This is a genomic window from Lysobacter solisilvae (assembly GCF_016613535.2).
Classification (GTDB): Bacteria; Pseudomonadota; Gammaproteobacteria; order Xanthomonadales; family Xanthomonadaceae; genus Agrilutibacter; species Agrilutibacter solisilvae.
Genome location: NZ_CP071518.1, coordinates 2,184,197 through 2,202,083 on the forward strand (window position 1 = coordinate 2,184,197; position 17,887 = coordinate 2,202,083).

At 69.7% G+C, this 17,887-nt stretch carries 11 protein-coding genes and 2 riboswitches; of the genes, 4 read left to right on the forward strand and 7 right to left on the reverse strand.

Features of this window, described 5'->3' with window-relative positions:
* Positions 1 to 194 precede the first annotated feature (194 nt).
* Positions 195 to 404, reverse strand: a complete 210-nt coding sequence (locus I8J32_RS09740; RefSeq protein ID WP_200611501.1) for a hypothetical protein — start codon at positions 402 to 404, stop codon at positions 195 to 197.
* Between the two features lie 361 nt (positions 405 to 765).
* Positions 766 to 3,684 carry an aminomethyl-transferring glycine dehydrogenase gene (gene gcvP / locus I8J32_RS09745; protein ID WP_407060959.1) on the reverse strand — a complete coding sequence of 973 codons (2,919 nt, stop codon included), beginning with the start codon at positions 3,682 to 3,684 and terminating at the stop codon, positions 766 to 768.
* A 33-nt stretch (positions 3,685 to 3,717) separates the two neighbouring features.
* A riboswitch (glycine riboswitch) is annotated at positions 3,718 to 3,847 on the reverse strand.
* A 34-nt stretch (positions 3,848 to 3,881) separates the two neighbouring features.
* Positions 3,882 to 3,971, reverse strand: a riboswitch (glycine riboswitch).
* Between the two features lie 148 nt (positions 3,972 to 4,119).
* On the opposite strand from gcvP, the gene I8J32_RS09750 reads away from it, so the two are divergent.
* The 3 genes from I8J32_RS09750 to I8J32_RS09760 all read left to right on the forward strand — a co-directional run bounded on the left by I8J32_RS09750 (position 4,120) and on the right by I8J32_RS09760 (position 6,875).
* Positions 4,120 to 5,019, forward strand: coding sequence for a hypothetical protein (locus I8J32_RS09750; protein WP_207526532.1), 900 nt, complete (start codon positions 4,120 to 4,122; stop codon positions 5,017 to 5,019).
* A 136-nt stretch (positions 5,020 to 5,155) separates the two neighbouring features.
* Positions 5,156 to 5,572, forward strand: a complete 417-nt coding sequence (locus I8J32_RS09755) for a VOC family protein (RefSeq protein ID WP_200611510.1) — start codon at positions 5,156 to 5,158, stop codon at positions 5,570 to 5,572.
* A gap of 46 nt (positions 5,573 to 5,618) precedes the next feature.
* Positions 5,619 to 6,875 (forward strand): multidrug effflux MFS transporter, encoded by a 1,257-nt coding sequence (locus I8J32_RS09760; protein WP_200611513.1) that lies wholly within the window; start codon positions 5,619 to 5,621, stop codon positions 6,873 to 6,875.
* Positions 6,876 to 6,891: 16 nt separating this feature from the next.
* Here I8J32_RS09760 and I8J32_RS09765 read toward each other — a convergent pair whose 3' ends face one another.
* Positions 6,892 to 8,157, reverse strand: a complete 1,266-nt coding sequence (locus I8J32_RS09765) for an amino acid permease (protein ID WP_200611515.1) — start codon at positions 8,155 to 8,157, stop codon at positions 6,892 to 6,894.
* A gap of 238 nt (positions 8,158 to 8,395) precedes the next feature.
* A complete protein-coding gene (locus I8J32_RS09770; RefSeq protein WP_200611517.1) occupies positions 8,396 to 9,523 on the reverse strand; it encodes an aromatic ring-hydroxylating oxygenase subunit alpha in 1,128 nt (375 codons plus the stop codon).
* Between the two features lie 207 nt (positions 9,524 to 9,730).
* Here I8J32_RS09770 and I8J32_RS09775 point away from each other — a divergent pair, with 207 nt between their 5' ends.
* Complete coding sequence (locus I8J32_RS09775) at positions 9,731 to 10,432, forward strand: glutathione binding-like protein (RefSeq protein WP_200611519.1); 702 nt, start codon at positions 9,731 to 9,733, stop codon at positions 10,430 to 10,432.
* A 70-nt stretch (positions 10,433 to 10,502) separates the two neighbouring features.
* Here the strand turns inward: I8J32_RS09775 and I8J32_RS09780 are convergent, their stop codons facing one another.
* The 3 genes from I8J32_RS09780 to I8J32_RS09790 form a co-directional block, all read right to left on the reverse strand.
* Positions 10,503 to 13,010 (reverse strand): M64 family metallopeptidase, encoded by a 2,508-nt coding sequence (locus tag I8J32_RS09780; protein ID WP_200611521.1) that lies wholly within the window; start codon positions 13,008 to 13,010, stop codon positions 10,503 to 10,505.
* A gap of 180 nt (positions 13,011 to 13,190) precedes the next feature.
* Positions 13,191 to 15,470, reverse strand: a complete 2,280-nt coding sequence (locus tag I8J32_RS09785; protein ID WP_200611531.1) for an FG-GAP repeat domain-containing protein — start codon at positions 15,468 to 15,470, stop codon at positions 13,191 to 13,193.
* A 236-nt stretch (positions 15,471 to 15,706) separates the two neighbouring features.
* Positions 15,707 to 17,866 (reverse strand): M20/M25/M40 family metallo-hydrolase, encoded by a 2,160-nt coding sequence (locus tag I8J32_RS09790; protein ID WP_200611533.1) that lies wholly within the window; start codon positions 17,864 to 17,866, stop codon positions 15,707 to 15,709.
* Between the last annotated feature and the right edge of the window lie 21 nt (positions 17,867 to 17,887).

Below are 17,887 nucleotides of genomic sequence, written 5' to 3' on the forward strand. Positions count from 1 at the left end.
TCCAGCCCTCGCGGGGCGACGGACACGGGGCCCGTCGCCGCGCGAAGGCGCCGCGCTGCCGACCACCCCGTTGCAGTGTGACGCACGAAGCCCGCCGGCCCTGGGGCCGGCGGGTATGGACTGCCTCAATGCAGTCCGATTACGGCGTTCTCACGCCGATGCTTGCGCGAGCTCTCGCTCGGCCTTGGCGATCGTTACCGATCGCGGTTCTGCGTGTTGTTGCGATCGTTCTGGTTGGTGCCGCTGCGCAGACTGTCGCTACGGCTGTTGTCGTCGTCCCTCTGTCCGGCCTTCTGGGTCTGGGTCGAACGATCCTGGCCACTCATGTTCTGGCTGCTCTTGTTCTGGCCGCCCTGCATGCTGCGGTCATTCTGGTTGCTGCCGGTCTGCTTGTTGGTAGGCATCAATGGGTCTCCTGATTTAGGGACGCCCGCTTGCTGCGGACGGGGGGACAGCATGCCGGGACGATTGCCAAGCAACCGTGAGATTTTCATTCGGTGATCGTGCAGTGCTGTTCATCGGCATGAAAACCCGTGCGGAATGTGCTGCCAGCCGGCGTCAGTGCGATTCACTTATCTGGTCGATTCAGTCGGCGCTGCGGCGGACAAGCACCTGCGTTGTTCACGTGCGCGGTCTCGTGCGCATGCGTGATCGCGGCGCGCGGCGTGGCGCGCACCCCGCAGCAATTGGCGATGAGACACCTTCGCTACGAAAAAGGCCCCGCGAATGCGGGGCCTTCGTCGTCGTACCGGAAGGGGCGAGGGATTACGCCTCGACCTCATCCTTGTAGGCGTCCACGGGGATGCAGGCGCACATCACGTTCTTGTCGCCGTAAACGTTGTCCACGCGCGCCACCGGCGGCCAGTACTTCTGCTGCCGCAGCGTGGCCAGCGGGAAGGCGGCCAGTTCGCGCGGGTAGGCGTGGGTCCACTCGCTGGCGCTCACCGCGGTGGCGGTGTGCGGTGCGTGCTTGAGCGGATTGTCCTCGCGGTCCAGCGTGCCGTTCTCGATGGCGCGGATCTCGTCGCGGATCTGGATCATCGCGTCGCAGAAGCGGTCCAGTTCGTGCAGCGATTCGGACTCGGTGGGTTCCACCATCAGCGTGCCGGCGACCGGGAAGCTCAGGGTCGGGGCGTGGAAGCCGAAGTCGATCAGGCGCTTGGCCACGTCCTCGGCGGAAATGCCGGTGGCGTCCTTGAGCGGACGCAGGTCGAGGATGCACTCGTGCGCGACCAGCCCGTTGCGGCCGGTGTAGAGCGTCTCGAAATGCGGCGCCAGGCGCGTGGCGATGTAGTTGGCGTTGAGCAGCGCGACCTGGGTCGCGCGGCGCAGGCCGCTGGCGCCCATCATGGTGACGTACATCCAGCTGATCGGCAGGATCGAGGCCGACCCGAAGCTGGCCGCGCTGACCATGCCGACCTCACCCTTGCCCACGCCCTGCGTGCGCAGGCCGTCCGCGGCGAGCGCGCGCGGGAGGAACGGGGCGAGGTGTTCCTTCACCGCGCACGGGCCCACGCCGGGGCCGCCGCCGCCGTGCGGGATGCAGAAGGTCTTGTGCAGGTTGAGGTGGCTGACGTCCGAGCCCCACTTGCCGGGCTTGGCCACGCCGACCAGGGCGTTCATGTTGGCGCCGTCGGTGTACACCTGGCCACCGTGCTGGTGGACGATGTCGCAGATCTCGACCACGTCCTCCTCGAACACGCCATGCGTGGACGGGTAGGTCATCATGATCGCGGCCAGGCGGTCGCTGTACTTCTCGGCGTTGCGGCGGATGTCGTCGATGTCGACGTTGCCGTTCGCGTCGGTCTTGGTGACCACGACCGTCATGCCGCACATCTGCGCGGAGGCCGGGTTGGTGCCGTGCGCGGATTCGGGGATCAGGCAGATGTCGCGCTTGTCGTCGCCGCGCGAGCGGTGGTAGGCGCGGATCGCCAGCAGGCCGGCATATTCGCCCTGCGCGCCGGAGTTGGGCTGCAGGCTCACCGCGTCGTAGCCGGTGCATTCCACCAGCATCGCCTCGAGCCCGTCGATCAGCTCCTTGTAGCCCAGCGCCTGGTCGGCCGGCGCCAGCGGGTGCAGGTTGCCGAACTGCGGCCAGGTCACCGGGATCATCTCGGCGGTCGCGTTGAGCTTCATGGTGCAGCTGCCCAGCGGGATCATGGTGCGATCCATCGCCAGGTCCTTGTCGGCCAGCGCGCGCATGTAGCGCAGCAGTTCGTGTTCGCTGTGGTGCGTGTTGAACACCGGGTGGGCCAGGAACGGCGTGTCGCGCAGCAGGCCGGCGGGCAGCGCATCGGCGGTGGCGCCGTCGAGCGTGTCGATGTCGCGGGCATCGGCCCCGAACAGCGAGGCCAGCGCGAGCACGTCCTCGCGGGTGGTGGTCTCGTCCAGGCTGATCGACAGGCTGGAGGCGTCGATCGCGCGCAGGTTGATGCGCGCGGCCCGCGCCTTGCCGTGGATCGCGGCGGCATCCACGCCCACCACGTGCAGCGTGTCGAAGAAATCCGTGCCGACCGTGACACCGGCCTTGCGCAGCGCGCCGGCCAGGATCGCGGCCAGGCGGTGCGTGCGGCGCGCGATGCGGGTGAGTCCTTCGGGGCCGTGGTAGACCGCGTACATCGAGGCCATCACCGCCAGCAGCACCTGCGCGGTGCAGATGTTGGAGGTCGCCTTCTCGCGGCGGATGTGCTGCTCGCGGGTCTGCAGGGTCAGGCGGTAGGCCGGCTTGCCCTCGGCGTCGACCGACACGCCGATCAGGCGGCCCGGCATGGAGCGCTTGTAGGCGTCGCGGCAGGCCATGAAGGCCGCGTGCGGGCCACCGAAGCCGAACGGCACGCCGAAGCGCTGCGAGTTGCCGACCACGATGTCGGCGCCCCAGGTGCCCGGCGCCTTGAGCAGGGTCAGCGCCAACAGGTCGGTCGCCACCGCGACCACGCCGCCGCGGGCGTGCACGGCATCGCTGAGCGCCTGGTAGTCATTTACCTGGCCGAAGGTGTTCGGGTACTGCAGCAGGACGCCGAAGGCGTCGAGCGTCATCGCGTCGACGTCGTCGCCGACCACCACTTCGATGCCCAGCGGTTCGGCGCGCGTGCGGATGACTTCCAGCGACTGCGGATGCACGCCGCCGGAGACGAAGAACGTGTTGGACTTCGACTTGCACGAACGCTTGGCCAGCGTCATCGCCTCGGCGGCGGCGGTGGCTTCGTCCAGCAGCGAGGCGTTGGCGATCTCCATGCCGGTGAGGTCGGCGCACAGGGTCTGGAAGTTGATCAGCGCTTCCATGCGGCCCTGCGAGATCTCGGCCTGGTACGGCGTATAGGCCGTGTACCACGCCGGGTTCTCCAGGATGTTGCGCAGGATGACGTTGGGCGTGTGGGTGCCGTAATAGCCCTGGCCGATGAAGCTGCGGAAGACCTGGTTCTTCCCGGCGATGGCGCGGATCTTGGCCAGCGCCTCGACCTCGGTCACCGGCGCCGGCAGTGCGAGCGGCTGCGCGGACTTGATCGAGGCGGGGACGATGGCATCGGTGAGCGCTTCCAGCGAGTCGTGTCCGACCGCGCGGAGCATGTGCGCGATCTCGGCGTCGTTGGGGCCGATGTGGCGCTCGATGAAGGCGTCGTGGTGTTCGAGGTCGCGAAGACTGGATGCGCGGGCAGGCGAGGTCTGGGACATGGCGGGCGTCATTGATGGTCGCGGTCGCGGATGCGGTTGCGACGTAGGCGCCCCTCTGTCCTTTTGCCTGAGAGTTTGGAAGCGCCGGGAGGGGGAGGGTGTCCCGTGCGCGCTTCTTGCCCCTTCGGCGCCGGTTCCTGCCCGGGGGCAGGTCGGTCTCTCCAGAGTATTGGACGTGCCCCGGACCGGTCAGGTGGGCGGGGACGTCCTGGCACACGGAAGTACTTGAGCCTGAGCGATTCCGGGCGGTTGCGCCTTCGGCAGCAGGTCGGGGGACCGGCTTCTCCCACCGTGTGCGGGAAGCGGGGATTATAGCCTTTGGGACCGGGGCGGCGGCCAATGACCGACCGCCATGTCCGCGCGAGGCCGCGGAATCGGGGGTGATTGGCCGTAGCATGGCGCGACCCGGTCGCCAGCGCCGGTCAGGATCGAATGGGAGCGGCGCCGATGAACATGGAAACCAGGCCCCAGGCCAAGCCCGGCAAGCGCAGGAAGGTCGGCGCGGCATCGGGCTCGCCGGTGTCCCCGCAGGCTGCCGCTCCGGTAGCCGTCGCGCAGGGGCCAGCAGCCGGCGCCAGTCCGGGCACGCCGGCGGTTCGCGCGCCCCAGACGCCCTGGATCCTCCAGGTCTGGGCTCGCCTCCGCCGCGAGCCGACCCTGATGCTGACCGTGGGCTACCTCGGCGTGTCCTTCCTCGGGCTGTGGGCGAGCTACTGGTTCTTCCGCGGCTTCGGCCTGCCGATCCTCCAGTACATGCAGCCCAGCGACTTCCTGGTCGCGGGCCTGCGTGAACCCACCTACGCCCTGCTGTTGTTCGTGTCGGTGTCGATTGCCTGGCTCATCTCCTGGCCGGAAACGTACCGGGCCAAATACCCCGCGCGCGTGGAGGAATTGCGCCGGCGCTGGTGGGGGCGGCAGTTGTTTCCCGAGTCGCGCTGGTTCCGCTGGAAGCTGTTCGGCGCTTCACCCGAAACCGGGATCGCCGTCGCCGCGGCCTGCTACATGGTCTGGGTGTCGGCGTTCTACGTGCAGCAGAGGGGCGAGAACATCCGCGCCGGCAGTGTCAGGGCCGATGTCGTCGTGACACGCAGTGAGGGCGGTCCCGTCCGTCAGGCGCGGTTGCTGGGCACCAGCAGCAGCTTCGTGTTCGTCTGGTGGCCCGATGCGCGCGTGGCCGAGGCGATCCCGATCGAGACGGTGCAGGGGCTGGTGTCGAAGCCGGCAGACGAACCCGCAGGCAAGCCCGCGGCCAGTCCGGAGGCAGCGTCGCCGCCGATGGGAACGGCCGCGGCAGCGACTGCAGGCGCGTCGTCGGGGGCATCGGCCGACGCCATGCAAGGTCGCTAGCGCGCGACCGCCGTTGCGGACAAAGCCGGGCGCGCGTCACAGGCCGCTTTGCCGCATGGCTGCATTTCATCCGAGTGGCATCGCGCCGGCAGGCATGCACGTACCATGTAGGCCACGCAGAACAGGAGTGCGCTGCATGGATACGCCGCCATTTGCCTTGCGCGGAATCGACCACCTCGTGCTGCGCGTGCGCGATGTCGAAGCGATGATCGCCTTCTATCGCGACGTGCTGGGTTGCACGATGGAACGCAGCCGCGAGGACATCGGCCTCTACCAGCTGCGTGCCGGCGACAGCCTGATCGACCTGGTGCCCGTCGACGGCAAGCTGGGTCGCATGGGCGGTGCCGCGCCCGGTGCCGAAGGCCGCAACCTCGACCACCTCTGCCTGCGCGTGGATGGTTTCGACCGCGACGCGATCGTCGCCCACCTGCAGGCGCACGGCGCTCGCATCGGCGAGTTCGGCATGCGCTACGGCGCGCAGGGCGAAGGTCCCTCGCAGTACCTGTTTGACCCCGAAGACAACGTGGTGGAACTCAAGGGGCCGCCCGCGTGAGGCGCACCCTTCCGGCGCGTCGGCCTTCGTTTTCACGGGATCACGCATGACCGCGCCAACCCCGGCACCGGCACATTCCTATCGTCGCCTCGCCCTCCTGCTGGGCGGCCTGGCGATGTTCGGTCCCTTCTCGATCGACACGATCTTCCCCGCGTTCCCGGTGATGGGCGCGCAGCTGGGTGCGGACAAGATCGCGATCCAGCAGACCATCAGCGCCTACCTCGTCGCGTATGCGCTGATGAGCCTGGTCCACGGGCCGCTGTCGGACGCCATCGGACGCAAGCGGGTGATCCTCGGCGGGCTGGTGGTGTTCACCTTCGCCTCGATCGGCTGCGCGCTGGCGACCGACCTCACCACGCTGCTGGCGTTCCGCGCGCTGCAGGGGCTGAGTTCGGGCGTGGGACTGATCGTCGGGCGCGCGGTGATCCGCGACGTGCTGCAGGGCGAGGCCGCGCAGCGCCTGATGAGCCAGGTGTCGATGATCTTCGGCATCGCGCCGGCGATCGCGCCGATCATCGGCGGCTGGATCCTGGGCTGGTCGGCGTGGCCGGTGATCTTCTGGTTCCTGGCGGCGTTCTCGGTGCTGCTGATCGCGCTGACCTGGTGGGGCCTGCCCGAAACCCATCCGCCGGCCTCGCGCCTGCCGATGCGGGCGTCGTCCCTGTTGCGCAATTACCTCGCGATCTTCCTCAACCCGAGCTTCCAGCGCCTGGCCGCGGCCAGCGCGTTCAACTTCGCCGCACTGTGGCTGTTCATCGCCTCCGCGCCCGCGTTCGTGATCGACCATCTCAAGCTGGGCGAAGCCGACTTCGGCTGGTTCTTCGTGCCGATGATCGGCGGCATGGTGACCGGTTCGTTCGTTTCCGGCCGCAGCGCGGGCAAGGTGCGCGGCGAGCGGCTGGTGGCGATCGGCCTGTCGTGCAGCGCGGTGGCGATGGCGCTCAACTTCGCCTACCACCTGTCGACCGATTCCCCGCAGATCCCCTGGGCCGTCATCCCGATCTCGCTCAACGCGTTCGGCATCGCGCTGGTGTTCCCGATCGTGACGCTGGCGATCCTGGACATGTACCCGCGCCAGCGCGGCTCGGCCTCGTCGCTGCAGGCCTTCACCAGCCTGGTGCTCAACGCGCTCATCGCCGGCGTGCTGTCGCCGCTGATCAGCGGGCACGTGCTGTGGATGGTGAGCGCGGCTTCGATCTTCCTGCTGCTGGCGTGGGGCTTCTGGCGCTGGGAGCGGCGTGCGTCCAGGCCGCTGACGGCGACCGCCGCGGAAACGGAGACGGTGCCGGGCGAGTCGCTCTGAGCGTCCCGCCCCGCGCTCACTGGCGCCGTTTCATCCACGCATACACCGGCAGGCCGGCCAGGACCAGGCCGGCACCCCACACCAGCGATTCGCCGCCGATGCCCCACAGCGCATACAGGCTGTAGGCCAGTCCGAGCGCCGCCACCACGCGTCCCGTGCCGTCGCCGCGCCGCAGCCAGGCCGCGGTGCCGGTGGCGTAGGGCAGCAGCGTCGCCGCCGTCGACAGCAGGATGGAAAAGGTGAACAGCTGCACCAGTGAGCGGCTGAAATTGGCCAGCACCAGCAGCGAGGCCAGCGTCGCGCTGGCGAGGATGCCGAAGCGCGGCGTCCCACGTGCATCCAGCCGCGCGAACGCGGCCGGCAGCATGCGATCGGTGGCCGCCGCCAACGGCACCTGCGCCGATACCAGGACCCAGCCGTTCAGCGCGCCCAGGCACGACACCGCGGCCACCACCGCCACCGCGGTACCGGCAACGGGGCCCCACAGCGATCGCGCGGCATCGGCCATCGGCGCGGCCGAATTCTTCAGCTGGTCCGGCGGCAGCAGGCCCAGCACCGCGGTGCAGGCCATGATGGTCGCCACGCCGGCCAGCAGCGTGCCGAAGATGGTGGCGCGCGGAATCGTCCGTTCCGGTTGGTCGATCGAACCGGCCGGCACCGTCGCCGCTTCCAGTCCCAGCAGGGCCCACAGCGTGAGCGCGACCGTGGCGTTGACCGCGTTGGGCAGCGATTCGCCGGAAGGGTTGAACGGCGTGAACAGTGCCGGCTGCACGAACCACAGGGCGACGCCGCCGAACAGCAGCAGCGGCACCAGCTTGAGCACGGTCAGCAGGACCTGCATGCGGCCGGCCTCGCGGGCGCCGGCGAGGTTGACGCCCACGCAGGCCCACAGCGCGGCCAGGGCGCACAGCGCACTGTGCATCGGCGTCGCCGCCAGCGCGGGAAAGACCGCGCCGATGCTGCCCGCGAAGGCCACGGCGATGGCCGCGTTCGCCGACCACACCGACACCCAGTAGCTCCACGCGATGACGAAGCCCGGCAGTTCGCCGAAGCCGTTGCGGGCATAGGCGTACGGGCCGCCGGTCTGCGGCCAGCGCATCGCCAGTTTGGCGAAGGTCAGCGCCAGGCACATCGCGCCGGCCAGGGTGATGGCCCATCCGGCCAGGCTGCTGGCGCCGTAGGGGGCGAGCGACGCGGGCAGCAGGAACACGCCGCTGCCGATCATGCTGCCGACGACGAGGGCGGTGGCGGACCACATGCCGAGGGGACGTTGGGTGGTCATCGGGCTTTCCGGATGGTCTGGCGCTCGGCCCCTTCCCCCGCTTGCGGGGGAAGGGCGGGATAGGGGGCGGAAGATCGCGTCGACGCCGAAGGAAACGGCGGACTGCATGTCAGAGGAAGACAAGGCAACACGAAGGGCATCGAATGCGCCGCGATCGTCGGCCCCCACCCCAACCCTCCCCCGCAAGCGGGGGAGGGAGCAGTAATGCGCGCCGCGCGCTGTCCGCTGCAAAGGAGAGTCAGGCTCCCGCCTCGCGATACACCTTGCGTAGCAATTCGTGGAAGTGATGCACCGCGTTCTCGCGCAGCGGGTTCAGGCGGCCGGGCACGTAGGAGCCCGACGACAGGCCGCGCTGCACGTCCTCGCAGATGGTGAGGTCCTCGAACTGCACTTCGTCGCTGAAGGACAGGTCGGCCAGGCGGCGGGCCGCGGCTTCCTCGGACTCGTCCACGGCGTAGTAGAAGTCGAACTCCACCCGGCAGCGGTCCACGCCCTTGGGGATCACCCGGTTGGTCTGCAGGCGGCCGGGAAGGATGTTGAGCATCGTGTTCGGCCACATCCAGTAGTACAGCGCGTCGCCGTCGCCGTACAGGCCGTCACCGCTTTCCAGCGGGCTGAACTGGTAGGAGTACCAGAGCGCGGTGTCGGTGATGTAGCTGCGGTAGTCCAGCAGCTTGTTCAGGCCCGGATGGATGTGCGGAACGTGGTAGCCCTCCAGGTAGTTGTCGACGTACACCTTCCAGTTGCAGGCGACGTCGTAACCCACGCGGCGATGGTGGCCGTAGCGTTCCAGGTGGCGGTTGGCGCCCAGGCGCTCGTCGATGCCCTGCACGAAGGCATCGAAGTCCGGCGCGCGCGCCTGATCGACCGCGGCGAACACCATGCCCTGCCACACGCGCACGCTCAGCTGGGGCAGCTTGACGTCGTTGACGTCGAAGTCGGGGGCGGTGCCCATTTCCGGGGCCGAACGCAGGGTGCCGTCGAGAGTGTAGGTCCAGCCGTGGTAGCGGCAGCGCAGCGATTTTGCGGCCAGCCCGTCGCACTGGGCGAGCGGGCCGGCGCGATGGCGGCAGACGTTGTGGAAGACGCGGATCTCGCCGGGCCCGCCGTTGGCGTCGACGCCGCGCACCGCGATCACCGGCAGGCCGGCGAAGTCGCCGATGACGTGGTCGCCGGGGTTGCGCAGCTGGCACACGTGCGCCAGCAGCTGCCAGCCGCGGTCGAAGATGAGCTCCCGGTCCGCCGCGACGATGCGCGGTTCGAAGTAGTAGCGCGCGGGCAGGGCGGTGGCGTGGTCCAGGGCCTGGGGCGCGAGGTCGTCCGGGACGTCGACGCGCGGTACGGTCGGGGTGTCGGCTGGGTTCATGGATCGAGTATCGCGCTTTTCATCCAGGCTGCCATCCGGGCGCCGCGCTGCTGTTTCCGTCCGCCGACACGCGGCCGCCACGGGGTGCGTGGAACGCTGCGGGCCATGCCGGTGGTTCCGCGCAATGGCCCGGATCTGGATCCTTGGCAGGCGGCCGGACGGGCCATGCTGTCCATGCGGCCGCTTCGGCCCCCCACGAGACTGACGATGATCGACCTGTATTTCTGGCCCACCCCCAACGGGCTCAAGCTCAAGCTCTTCCTCGAGGAAACCGGCCTGCCGCATCGGCTGCACCTGGTCGACATCGGCAAGGGCGAACAGTTCGAACCCGACTTCCTGAAGATCTCGCCCAACAACAGGATCCCGGCCCTCGTCGACCAGGATCCGCCCGGCGGCGGCGCCCCGCTGTCGGTGTTCGAGTCCGGCGCCATGCTGCTGTACCTGGCCGAGAAGACCGGACGCTTCCTGCCCGCCGACGTGCATGGCCGCGCGCAGGTGCTGCAGTGGCTGTTCTGGCAGGTCGCGGGCCTGGGGCCCATGGCCGGGCAGAACGGCCACTTCGCGGTGTACGCGCCGGACAAGGTGCCCTACGCCATCGATCGCTACGTCAGGGAAACCAACCGCCTGTACGGCGTGCTCGACCGGCAGCTGGCACGGCACGCCTTCGTCGCCGGCGAGGAGTACAGCATCGCCGACATGGCCTGTTATCCCTGGATCGTGCCGCATGCGCCGCACGGGCAGGACCTGGACGACTTCCCGCACCTGCAGCGCTGGTTCGAGACCATCAAGGCGCGGCCGGCCACCGTGCGCGCCTACGAGGGCGTCGCGGCGCCGTACGCAGGTCGCGGCAACCTGTCGGAGGAGGAGCGCCGGATCCTGTTCGGGCAGACGGCGGCCGCGGTCCGCTAGCCGCGCCCGCGGCGCCAGAAAAAAGGCCGGCATGCGCCGGCCTTTTTTTCATCTGCAGGCGCCGCCTGACTCAGGGCGTCACCGCCCAGCGCGTATCCGATACCTTGGCCAGCACGCTGCGCTGCGAGGACAGGCCTGAGCGCCACATCTCGTTGCTGCCGGTGACGGCATGGCGCCAGAAGATGTCGGCAATGCCGTCGCCGTCGAAGTCGCCGACCATCGCGACCTTCCAGTTCGGATCGGCCACGCTGGTGAGCAGGCGCTGGTTCCACACGTCGCCCGCGCCCCAGATCACGTTGGCGCCGGTGACGGTGTTGCGCCACAGGATGTCGGACCGGTGATCCTCGTCGAAATGGCCGACGCCGGCCACGACCCAGGCCGATGACATCTCGCCCGTGAGCGGCTGGCGCTGGGCGGCGTTGCCCGACGGCCAGACCTCGTGCTTGCCGGTGGCGGCGTTGCGCCACAGCACGTCGTCCATGCCGTCGGCGTCGAAATCACCCACGCCGGCGACGCGCCAGTTGAGGTCGGGCAGGCCCGTGGCCGCCCGCGAGCGGGTGCGGTCGCCGGCGGGCCAGATGCCGTTGGCGCCGGTGCCGGCGTTGCGCCAGAAGATGTCGGCGTAGCCGTCCGCGTCGAAATCGCCGACGCCGGCCACTTTCCAGGCGACGCTGGTTTCGGCCGCGATCGGCCGGCGGGTGGTGGCCACGCCCGAAAGCCAGATGTCGTTGGCGCCGGTGGACGCATTGCGCCAGAGCACGTCGTCGCGCCCGTCGCCGTTGAAGTCGCCCAGTCCGACCACCTGCCATTGCAGGTTGGCGACAGTCGCCGTCGGCTGGCGCAGCGCGGAGCTGGCCGAGCGCCACATGTCGTTGCCACCGGTGCCCGCGTTGCGCCAGAAGATGTCCGAACGGCTGTCCCCATTGAAGTCGCCGCGGGCGTTGGGACGGATGTGGAGATCCCATTCGCGCGAGCGGTTCGACCGGGCGGCGTCCATGTTCGACAGCAGCGGCGACTCGTCGTGCGCCGAGAGGCGGATGGAATCGCGGGCGAGGCCGGTCGCGGGCACCACGTAGGTGTAGCTGCCGCCCGTGGCGCCGAAGATGGGCACGCCCTGGCGGACCCACTGCAGCCGCACGGTGTCGGGCGACGGACGCAGGATCGAGGCCGTGAAGGTGACCCGGCTGCCGGCGACGACATACACCGGGCCGCTGGCCGCGGGGACCTCGCTACCGGGCTCGATCAGGTTGATGGGCATCGAGTTCGCGCCGATCCACGCCGAGTACAGCTGCGCGACGTAACCCTCGGCGCACACGGCGCAGAACGGCACGCCAAGTTCGCGCATCGCGCAGGTGTGCGCCGGCCGGTACATGCCCGTGGACTGGTAGCGGGCGCCGGGGAACAGGCCGATGCCCGGCGTCCCGGGCGGCGTGGGGATCGGGTTGCCCGGCGTGAACCAGTGCCGCCACTTCACCTGCGTGGCCAGCACCTGATTGGTGACGTTGCGTTCGCACGCCGGCCCGGTGCTGTCGCTGCACGGCGGGAATCCCGGGTAGGGCGATTCATACTCGTCGGCCAGGCGGGTGAAGCTGTGGCCGAACTCGTGCACGGCGATCAGGCCCGCGGAGGTATGCGTCGAGAACGTGGACAGCGAGCCGCCGGAGCCGCCGTAGACCGGGTCGTTGACGATCACCATCAGGGCATCCCAGTTGGGATACACGTTCGCGGCCGCGTAGGCCTTGGAGTCGTTGACCGTCACCAGGCGGTGGATCTGCGCGGTGCAGAAGCGGCCGTCCAGGGCGGTGTTCACGAAGGTGCCGGCGCGCGGGTCGGTCTGCGCGGCCGTCTCGGCGCAGCAGCTGGTCGTGGTGCAACCGGCCTGGTACGGCGGGTGGTCCGCGCCGGACTGGCTGGAGGCGACGAACAGGGGCACCACGTTGACGAAGCTGGCGTACTGCTTGTACGGCGTCGTGGAAAACATGGTCGCCTTGAACGCCGCCACGTCGGCGAGGAACCTGGCCTGCTCACTGGCCGTGTAGCCTTCGCCGACCACCACCACGTCGAGCCGGTTGTCGCTGGGCCCGCCCGCGGACTTGAGCACGCGCGCCTGCGGCGCTGCGGACAGGGCCGGCTGCGCGGCCAGCTGGCGCAGGTCGATCACGCTGCGGCGACCCTGGTGGTCGACGGTGATGCGGTTGCCGGCGGAGGCGGGCACCCGCAACACGAAGCTGCGGTACTGCGGCCGGACCGCCACGGCCTGGATGCGGCCGGCGTGCCCGTTGGCGGCGAATTCGCCGCGGATGCGCTCGGGCGACAGCACGACCTGCGTCCAGCCCGCGCCCGTGGCCAGCAGCTGCGAGGCATCGGCCGCGGCGCGCTTGCGGACCGCGTCGGCGGGGCGCAGCGAATGCGCGTGCGCGGCGTCCAGCTCGACCGCGCGCAGGTGCACCGGCGTCAGCCGGCCCTGCGCGTCTACGCGTACGACGACGTAGTGGCCGGGCGCCGCCTGCGCGAGCGCCGCCACGCTGCACAGCGCGAGCGCGAGCAGGCCCTTGAACCGCTTGAGTGTCTTGATCATCTGCCATCCCCGATCGGTGCCGGCGCCGCGATCCTGCGGTGCCGGAAGCGGCGACCTTAGTCGCCTTGGCCCCGCCGCTCAAGCCGGGCCCATATGAAAAAAAAGAGGCCGGCATCGGCCGGCCTCCTTCTGTGTGCCCGACCGCAATCCCAGGGTTCCGGGATCGCGGCGTGCGGACCGTCAGGGAATCACTTTCCAGTTCAGGTCCGCCACCCGGGTCAGCGCCACGCGGCGGGACGACAGCGCGCCCTTCCACAGGTCGTTGTTGCCGGTGCTGGTGTTGCGCCAGAAGATGTCGCCGTAGCCGTCGCCGTCGAAGTCGGCGACCTGGGCGACCTTCCAGTTCTGGTCGGCGACCGTGGTGACCGCCTGCTGGGTGTTGGCGTTCGCCGAACGCCAGATCGCGTTCTGGCCGGTGGAGGTGTTGCGCCACAGGATGTCGGAGGTGCCGTCCTTGTTGAAGTCGGCCACGCCCACGACGGTCCACGACAGCGTGGTCACGGAGGTCAGCACCTGGCGCTGCGTCGCGGTGCCCGAGCGCCACAGCTCGTTGCCACCGGTGACGTTGTTGCGCCACAGGATGTCGTCGCGGCCGTCGTGGTTGAAGTCGCCCACGCCGGCGACCTGCCAGTTCTGGCTGGCCACGGTGGCCTGGGTGACCGACGCGCTGCGGTTGGCCGAGGGCCAGTACGCGGTGCCGCCGGTGCTCGAGTTGCGCCAGAAGATGTCGTCCTTGCCGTCTCCGTTGAAATCGCCCACGCCCACGACCTTCCAGGCCAGGTTGGGTTCGGCCTGGATCGGCAGGCGGGTGGTGGCGATGGCGGACAGCCACACGTCGTTGCTGCCGGTGCTGGCGTTGCGCCAGAGCACGTCGGCCTTCGAATCGCCATTGAGGTCGCCCACGCCCACCACCTGCCAGGCCAGGGTGCTGACCGTCGCGGTGACCTGGCGCTGCGCCGACGACGCCGAGCGCCACACGTCGTTGCCGCCGGTGTTCGTGTTGCGCCAGAACACGTCGGCCTGGCCGTCGAAGTTGAAGTCGCGCGCCGTGGCCGTCGCCGGCAGCGGCGGGGCCAAGTACTGCTGGATGTGCGGGAAGGCGACGTCGAAGCGCGAGTAGTAGTCGCGGTTGAGCGTGTTGTTCACGTCACCGGAGTTGGAGCACAGCGCATCGCCACCGTACAGGCCGCCACGCAGGTAGTAGCCGTTCGCGTTGCTGGTGAACAGGCCCGAGCCGCTGCTGCCGCCTTCGGTCGTGCCGCTGGTCCAGGCCATGGTGTGCAGGAAGTCGTCCTGGCCCATCTTCTGGCCGAGCGAGACCTTCTTCAGGTCGCCGTGCGGATGGTGGATCGCGGTACCGGCGCTGCCGGTGTTCATCGGGGTGGAATCCCAGCCGGCGAAGAACGAGCCGCTCGGCGGCGCGGCGTTCAGGCGCAGCAGCAGCGCGTCGGTGTCCGCGTTGGAATAGAGGTAGGTCGCGCCGCCCAGCAGCTGGATGTTCGCCGCGGCGACGCCGCTGCCGCAGCTGGTGGCTTCGAACCGCCAGTAGGTTTCCAGCGTGCTGGCCGTGGGCTGGTCGCCGATGCAGTGGTTGGCGCCGTAGAAGTAGGGCACCTGGGTCGCGCCGACGGTGTCGGCCAGCAGCGTGCCGGTGCAGATGTAGGTGCCGGTGTCGTCGCTGAACACCATGTGCGCGACGGCGTTCTTGGCGTTGACGAAGTTCTGGCCCAGCTCGCTGACCCGGCATGCCGTGTCCACGTTGCAGCTGCCCGAGTCGCCGATGTCCTTCTCGAACTTGAAGCCGGTGCCGTTGGTCGCCAGCAGGTGCGAGACCTGCGGCACCAGCAGTCGCACCGATGCCGTCTTGACGCCGGCCGGGGCGTAGACCTCGATGGTCTGGGTCTGGCCTTCGGTGCTGGGCGTCCAGAACACGCGGCGGCTGTTGGCGAGCTTGAGCGCCTGGCGGCCGGTGACGCGGCCGACGATGGTGTCGGGCGCACCGGAACCGGCGAAGCGCAGTTCGATGCGCGGATCCAGCGACTGCAGCTGCAGGCCCACGCGCAGGCCCTTCGCACCCGGCGAGGTGATCACCACGCGGGTCGCCGCGCCGCCATCGGGCGTGGCCGCCCACTGCAGCGCGCCCAGCGCCTTCTGCGCGGATTCGGTGCTGGCGTTGCGGGTCAGGCCGGTCTGCGTCGGCTTGGCGACGGACTGCGCGTTGCGCTTGCGCATCGACTGCACGCGTGACGGCGCCAGCGCATCGAACGACAGCTGCGTGGTGGCATGCGCCGGCAGGTGCGCGGCGCGCCAGGCCAGTCGCTTGGCGGCGGCCTTGGGCTGGGCGTGCTCGCCCTTGACGCGCATCCAGCTGTCAGGCGTGCGGGCCGCCTGCGGCGGATCCAAGTGGAGGGACGTGATCGCGAGCGCGGCAACCGAACCCAGGACGAGCAACTGTTTCACTGACTGAACTCCGCAGCGTGAAGAAAAGGGAAGGGCGCCGGAGGGGCCCCGGTGAACGATACCGCAGTCACACAAGCCCGCGCACCGGGCGGCCGGGCGTTGGGGTGGCGTTACTGAACGGTGCGGACTGGACCCGCGTTCCGAGTGATCGTCACGGGGGCGTGCAGCTGAACCACGCTCGGGCTGGACATGGCGAGGCTGGACCGGCCATGGACCATGCCGAACGTGGCGGTGGTTCAGCGCATGACCCGCCAGTCCACGTCCGACACCCGCGTCAGGGGCAGGCGCCGGGTGCTGTCGGCCGACAGCCACAGGTCGTCGTAGCCCAGCGTGGCATGGCGCCACAGGATGTCGGCCTGGCCGTCGCCGCTGTAGTCGCCCACGCCGGCCACCGTCCAGTGGAGGTCGCTCACGCTCGCCAGGACACGCTGGGTGGCGGCGTTGGCCGAGAACCAGATCACGTTGGCGCCCGTGCCGGCGTGGCGCCACAGGATGTCCGCGCGCCGGTCGCCGTTGAAGTCGGCTACCCCGACGACCTGCCAGGCCGTGTTGGTCACCGCGGTCAGCGACCGCCGGCGCTCGGACGTGCCCCACAGCCACAGGTCGTTGGCGCCGGTGGCGCGGTTGCGCCACAGCACGTCGTCGTGGCCGTCGAGATCGAAGTCGCCGGCGCCCACCACGCGCCAGTCGGGGTTGGCCACCGGCACGCGGGTCTGGGCCTGCGCGGCATCGCCGCCGACCCACACCCGGATCTGCCCGGTGACGGCGTGGCGCCAGAACAGATCCGCCGCGCCGCGTTGCCCGAAATCGCCGAGGGCTTCGAGCTTCCAGCCGGTATCGGGCACCGTCGCCAGCGCCCGCCGCTGGCTGGACTGGGCCGAGGGCCACAGGTCGTTGGCCCCGGTGCTGGCGTTGCGCCAGACCACGTCGGCGCGATGGTCGCCATCCAGATCGCCGATGCCGGCGACCTGCCAGGCCAGGTTGGCCACGGGCGAGGTGTACTGGCGCGTGCGCGCGTCGGCCGAGCGCCACACGTCGTTGGCGCCGGTCGCCACGTTGCGCCAGAACACGTCGCTGCGGCCGTCGCCGTCGAAGTCGTGGGTCGTGCCGGTATCGGTCTTGGCCAGTTCGCCGACGAAGGCCAGCGCGAGCTTTGCGAAGTTCACGCTGCTCGCCGCGGTCGGACCGATCTGCTGCAGGTTGTCCAGCGGCGTGTGGCGATAAGGAAACAGCGTGGGCTCGGCGACGAACGCGGACGGGTAGCCCGCGCTGGTCCACGAGGCATGGTCCGAGCAGGCGTAGCCGCAGGTCGCACCGCCGCGGGTCAGGCCGGTCGGCGCCAGGTAATGGTCGAACAGGCCGAGCACGAACTGCTGCAGGGCGGCGTTGGAAAAGTCGCTGATCAGGCGCATCGAGAGCGCGCTGCCGGCGGTGTAGTTGGTCATGTCCAGCTGCAGCACGCCGACGACGTTCGCGCCCTGCGCGCGGTGGGCCTGGGCGATGGCGTGGGAGCCGCGCAGGCCGACTTCCTCGGCGGCGTAGGCCATGAACTTCACCGTCCGCTGCGGCCGCCAGCCGCTGGCCAGCGCGATGCGGATCACCTCGGTGATCGTCGCGATGCCCGAGGCGTCGTCGTCGGCGCCGGGGGCGTCCATGACACCGTTGTTGTAGCTGTCGGAAATGGAATCCTGGTGGCCGCCGACCACCACGATCTCGTCCGGATACCGCGCGCCGCGCACGGTCAGGATGATGGACTGCTGCCCGCCGCAGTTGGCGCAGTCAGTGGTTTCCACGCTCACGTCGCTGCGGTCCACGCCCAGCCCGAGCCAAGTGTCGCGGATCCACTGCGGCGACTGGTGGCCCTGGACGCTGGCGTAGTAGCGGTTCGGATAGGCAGTGGACAGGTGCGAGATCGTGGCCCGGATGCGCGGCTCCTCGACCTGGGCGATCCACGGCGCCACCGTGCGGTCGTTGTCGATCGTGTAGGCGGCCAGCGCCTTGGTGTGCATGGCCTGCACGGTGCGGTCCTGGCGCAGGAAGGCCAGGGCCTGCGCGCGCGAAGCGAAGGCGAAGTAGCCCCCGCACCGGCGTTCGCGTTCGTGCACCAGGCGGCTCACGTCGTCGAGCTGGTGGGCACGGACGGAGGCGATGACCAGGTCGCGGCCCGCGTTGTCGCGCGCGGCACGGGCGTCACGCCCGATCAGTCGCACCCCGCCTTCCCAGGTGGCGCGCGAGGTGACGATGTGCACCGTCGCCATCGGCTCGTACTGCACGCCCAGGCGCGCGCGCTGCCCGCGTGCGTGGTCGTGGTCGTCGGGAGGGGCGGTCACGGCGGCGCTGGCGCCGGACAGCAGTGCGGCCGAGAGGCCCAGGAGGAAAAGACTGCGGCAGTTCACGGCGCACCCCCGTCGATGCGA

Excerpts from the sequence above, each read along its gene's own strand:
- I8J32_RS09740 (WP_200611501.1), bottom strand. The coding sequence starts at position 404 with ATGCCTACCAACAAGCAGACCGGCAGCAACCAGAATGACCGCAGCATG.
- gcvP (WP_407060959.1), bottom strand. The coding sequence starts at position 3,684 with ATGACGCCCGCCATGTCCCAGACCTCGCCTGCCCGCGCATCCAGTCTT.
- I8J32_RS09750 (WP_207526532.1), top strand. The coding sequence starts at position 4,120 with ATGAACATGGAAACCAGGCCCCAGGCCAAGCCCGGCAAGCGCAGGAAG.
- I8J32_RS09755 (WP_200611510.1), top strand. The coding sequence starts at position 5,156 with ATGGATACGCCGCCATTTGCCTTGCGCGGAATCGACCACCTCGTGCTG.
- I8J32_RS09760 (WP_200611513.1), top strand. The coding sequence starts at position 5,619 with ATGACCGCGCCAACCCCGGCACCGGCACATTCCTATCGTCGCCTCGCC.
- I8J32_RS09765 (WP_200611515.1), bottom strand. The coding sequence starts at position 8,157 with ATGACCACCCAACGTCCCCTCGGCATGTGGTCCGCCACCGCCCTCGTC.
- I8J32_RS09770 (WP_200611517.1), bottom strand. The coding sequence starts at position 9,523 with ATGAACCCAGCCGACACCCCGACCGTACCGCGCGTCGACGTCCCGGAC.
- I8J32_RS09775 (WP_200611519.1), top strand. The coding sequence starts at position 9,731 with ATGATCGACCTGTATTTCTGGCCCACCCCCAACGGGCTCAAGCTCAAG.
- I8J32_RS09780 (WP_200611521.1), bottom strand. The coding sequence starts at position 13,010 with ATGATCAAGACACTCAAGCGGTTCAAGGGCCTGCTCGCGCTCGCGCTG.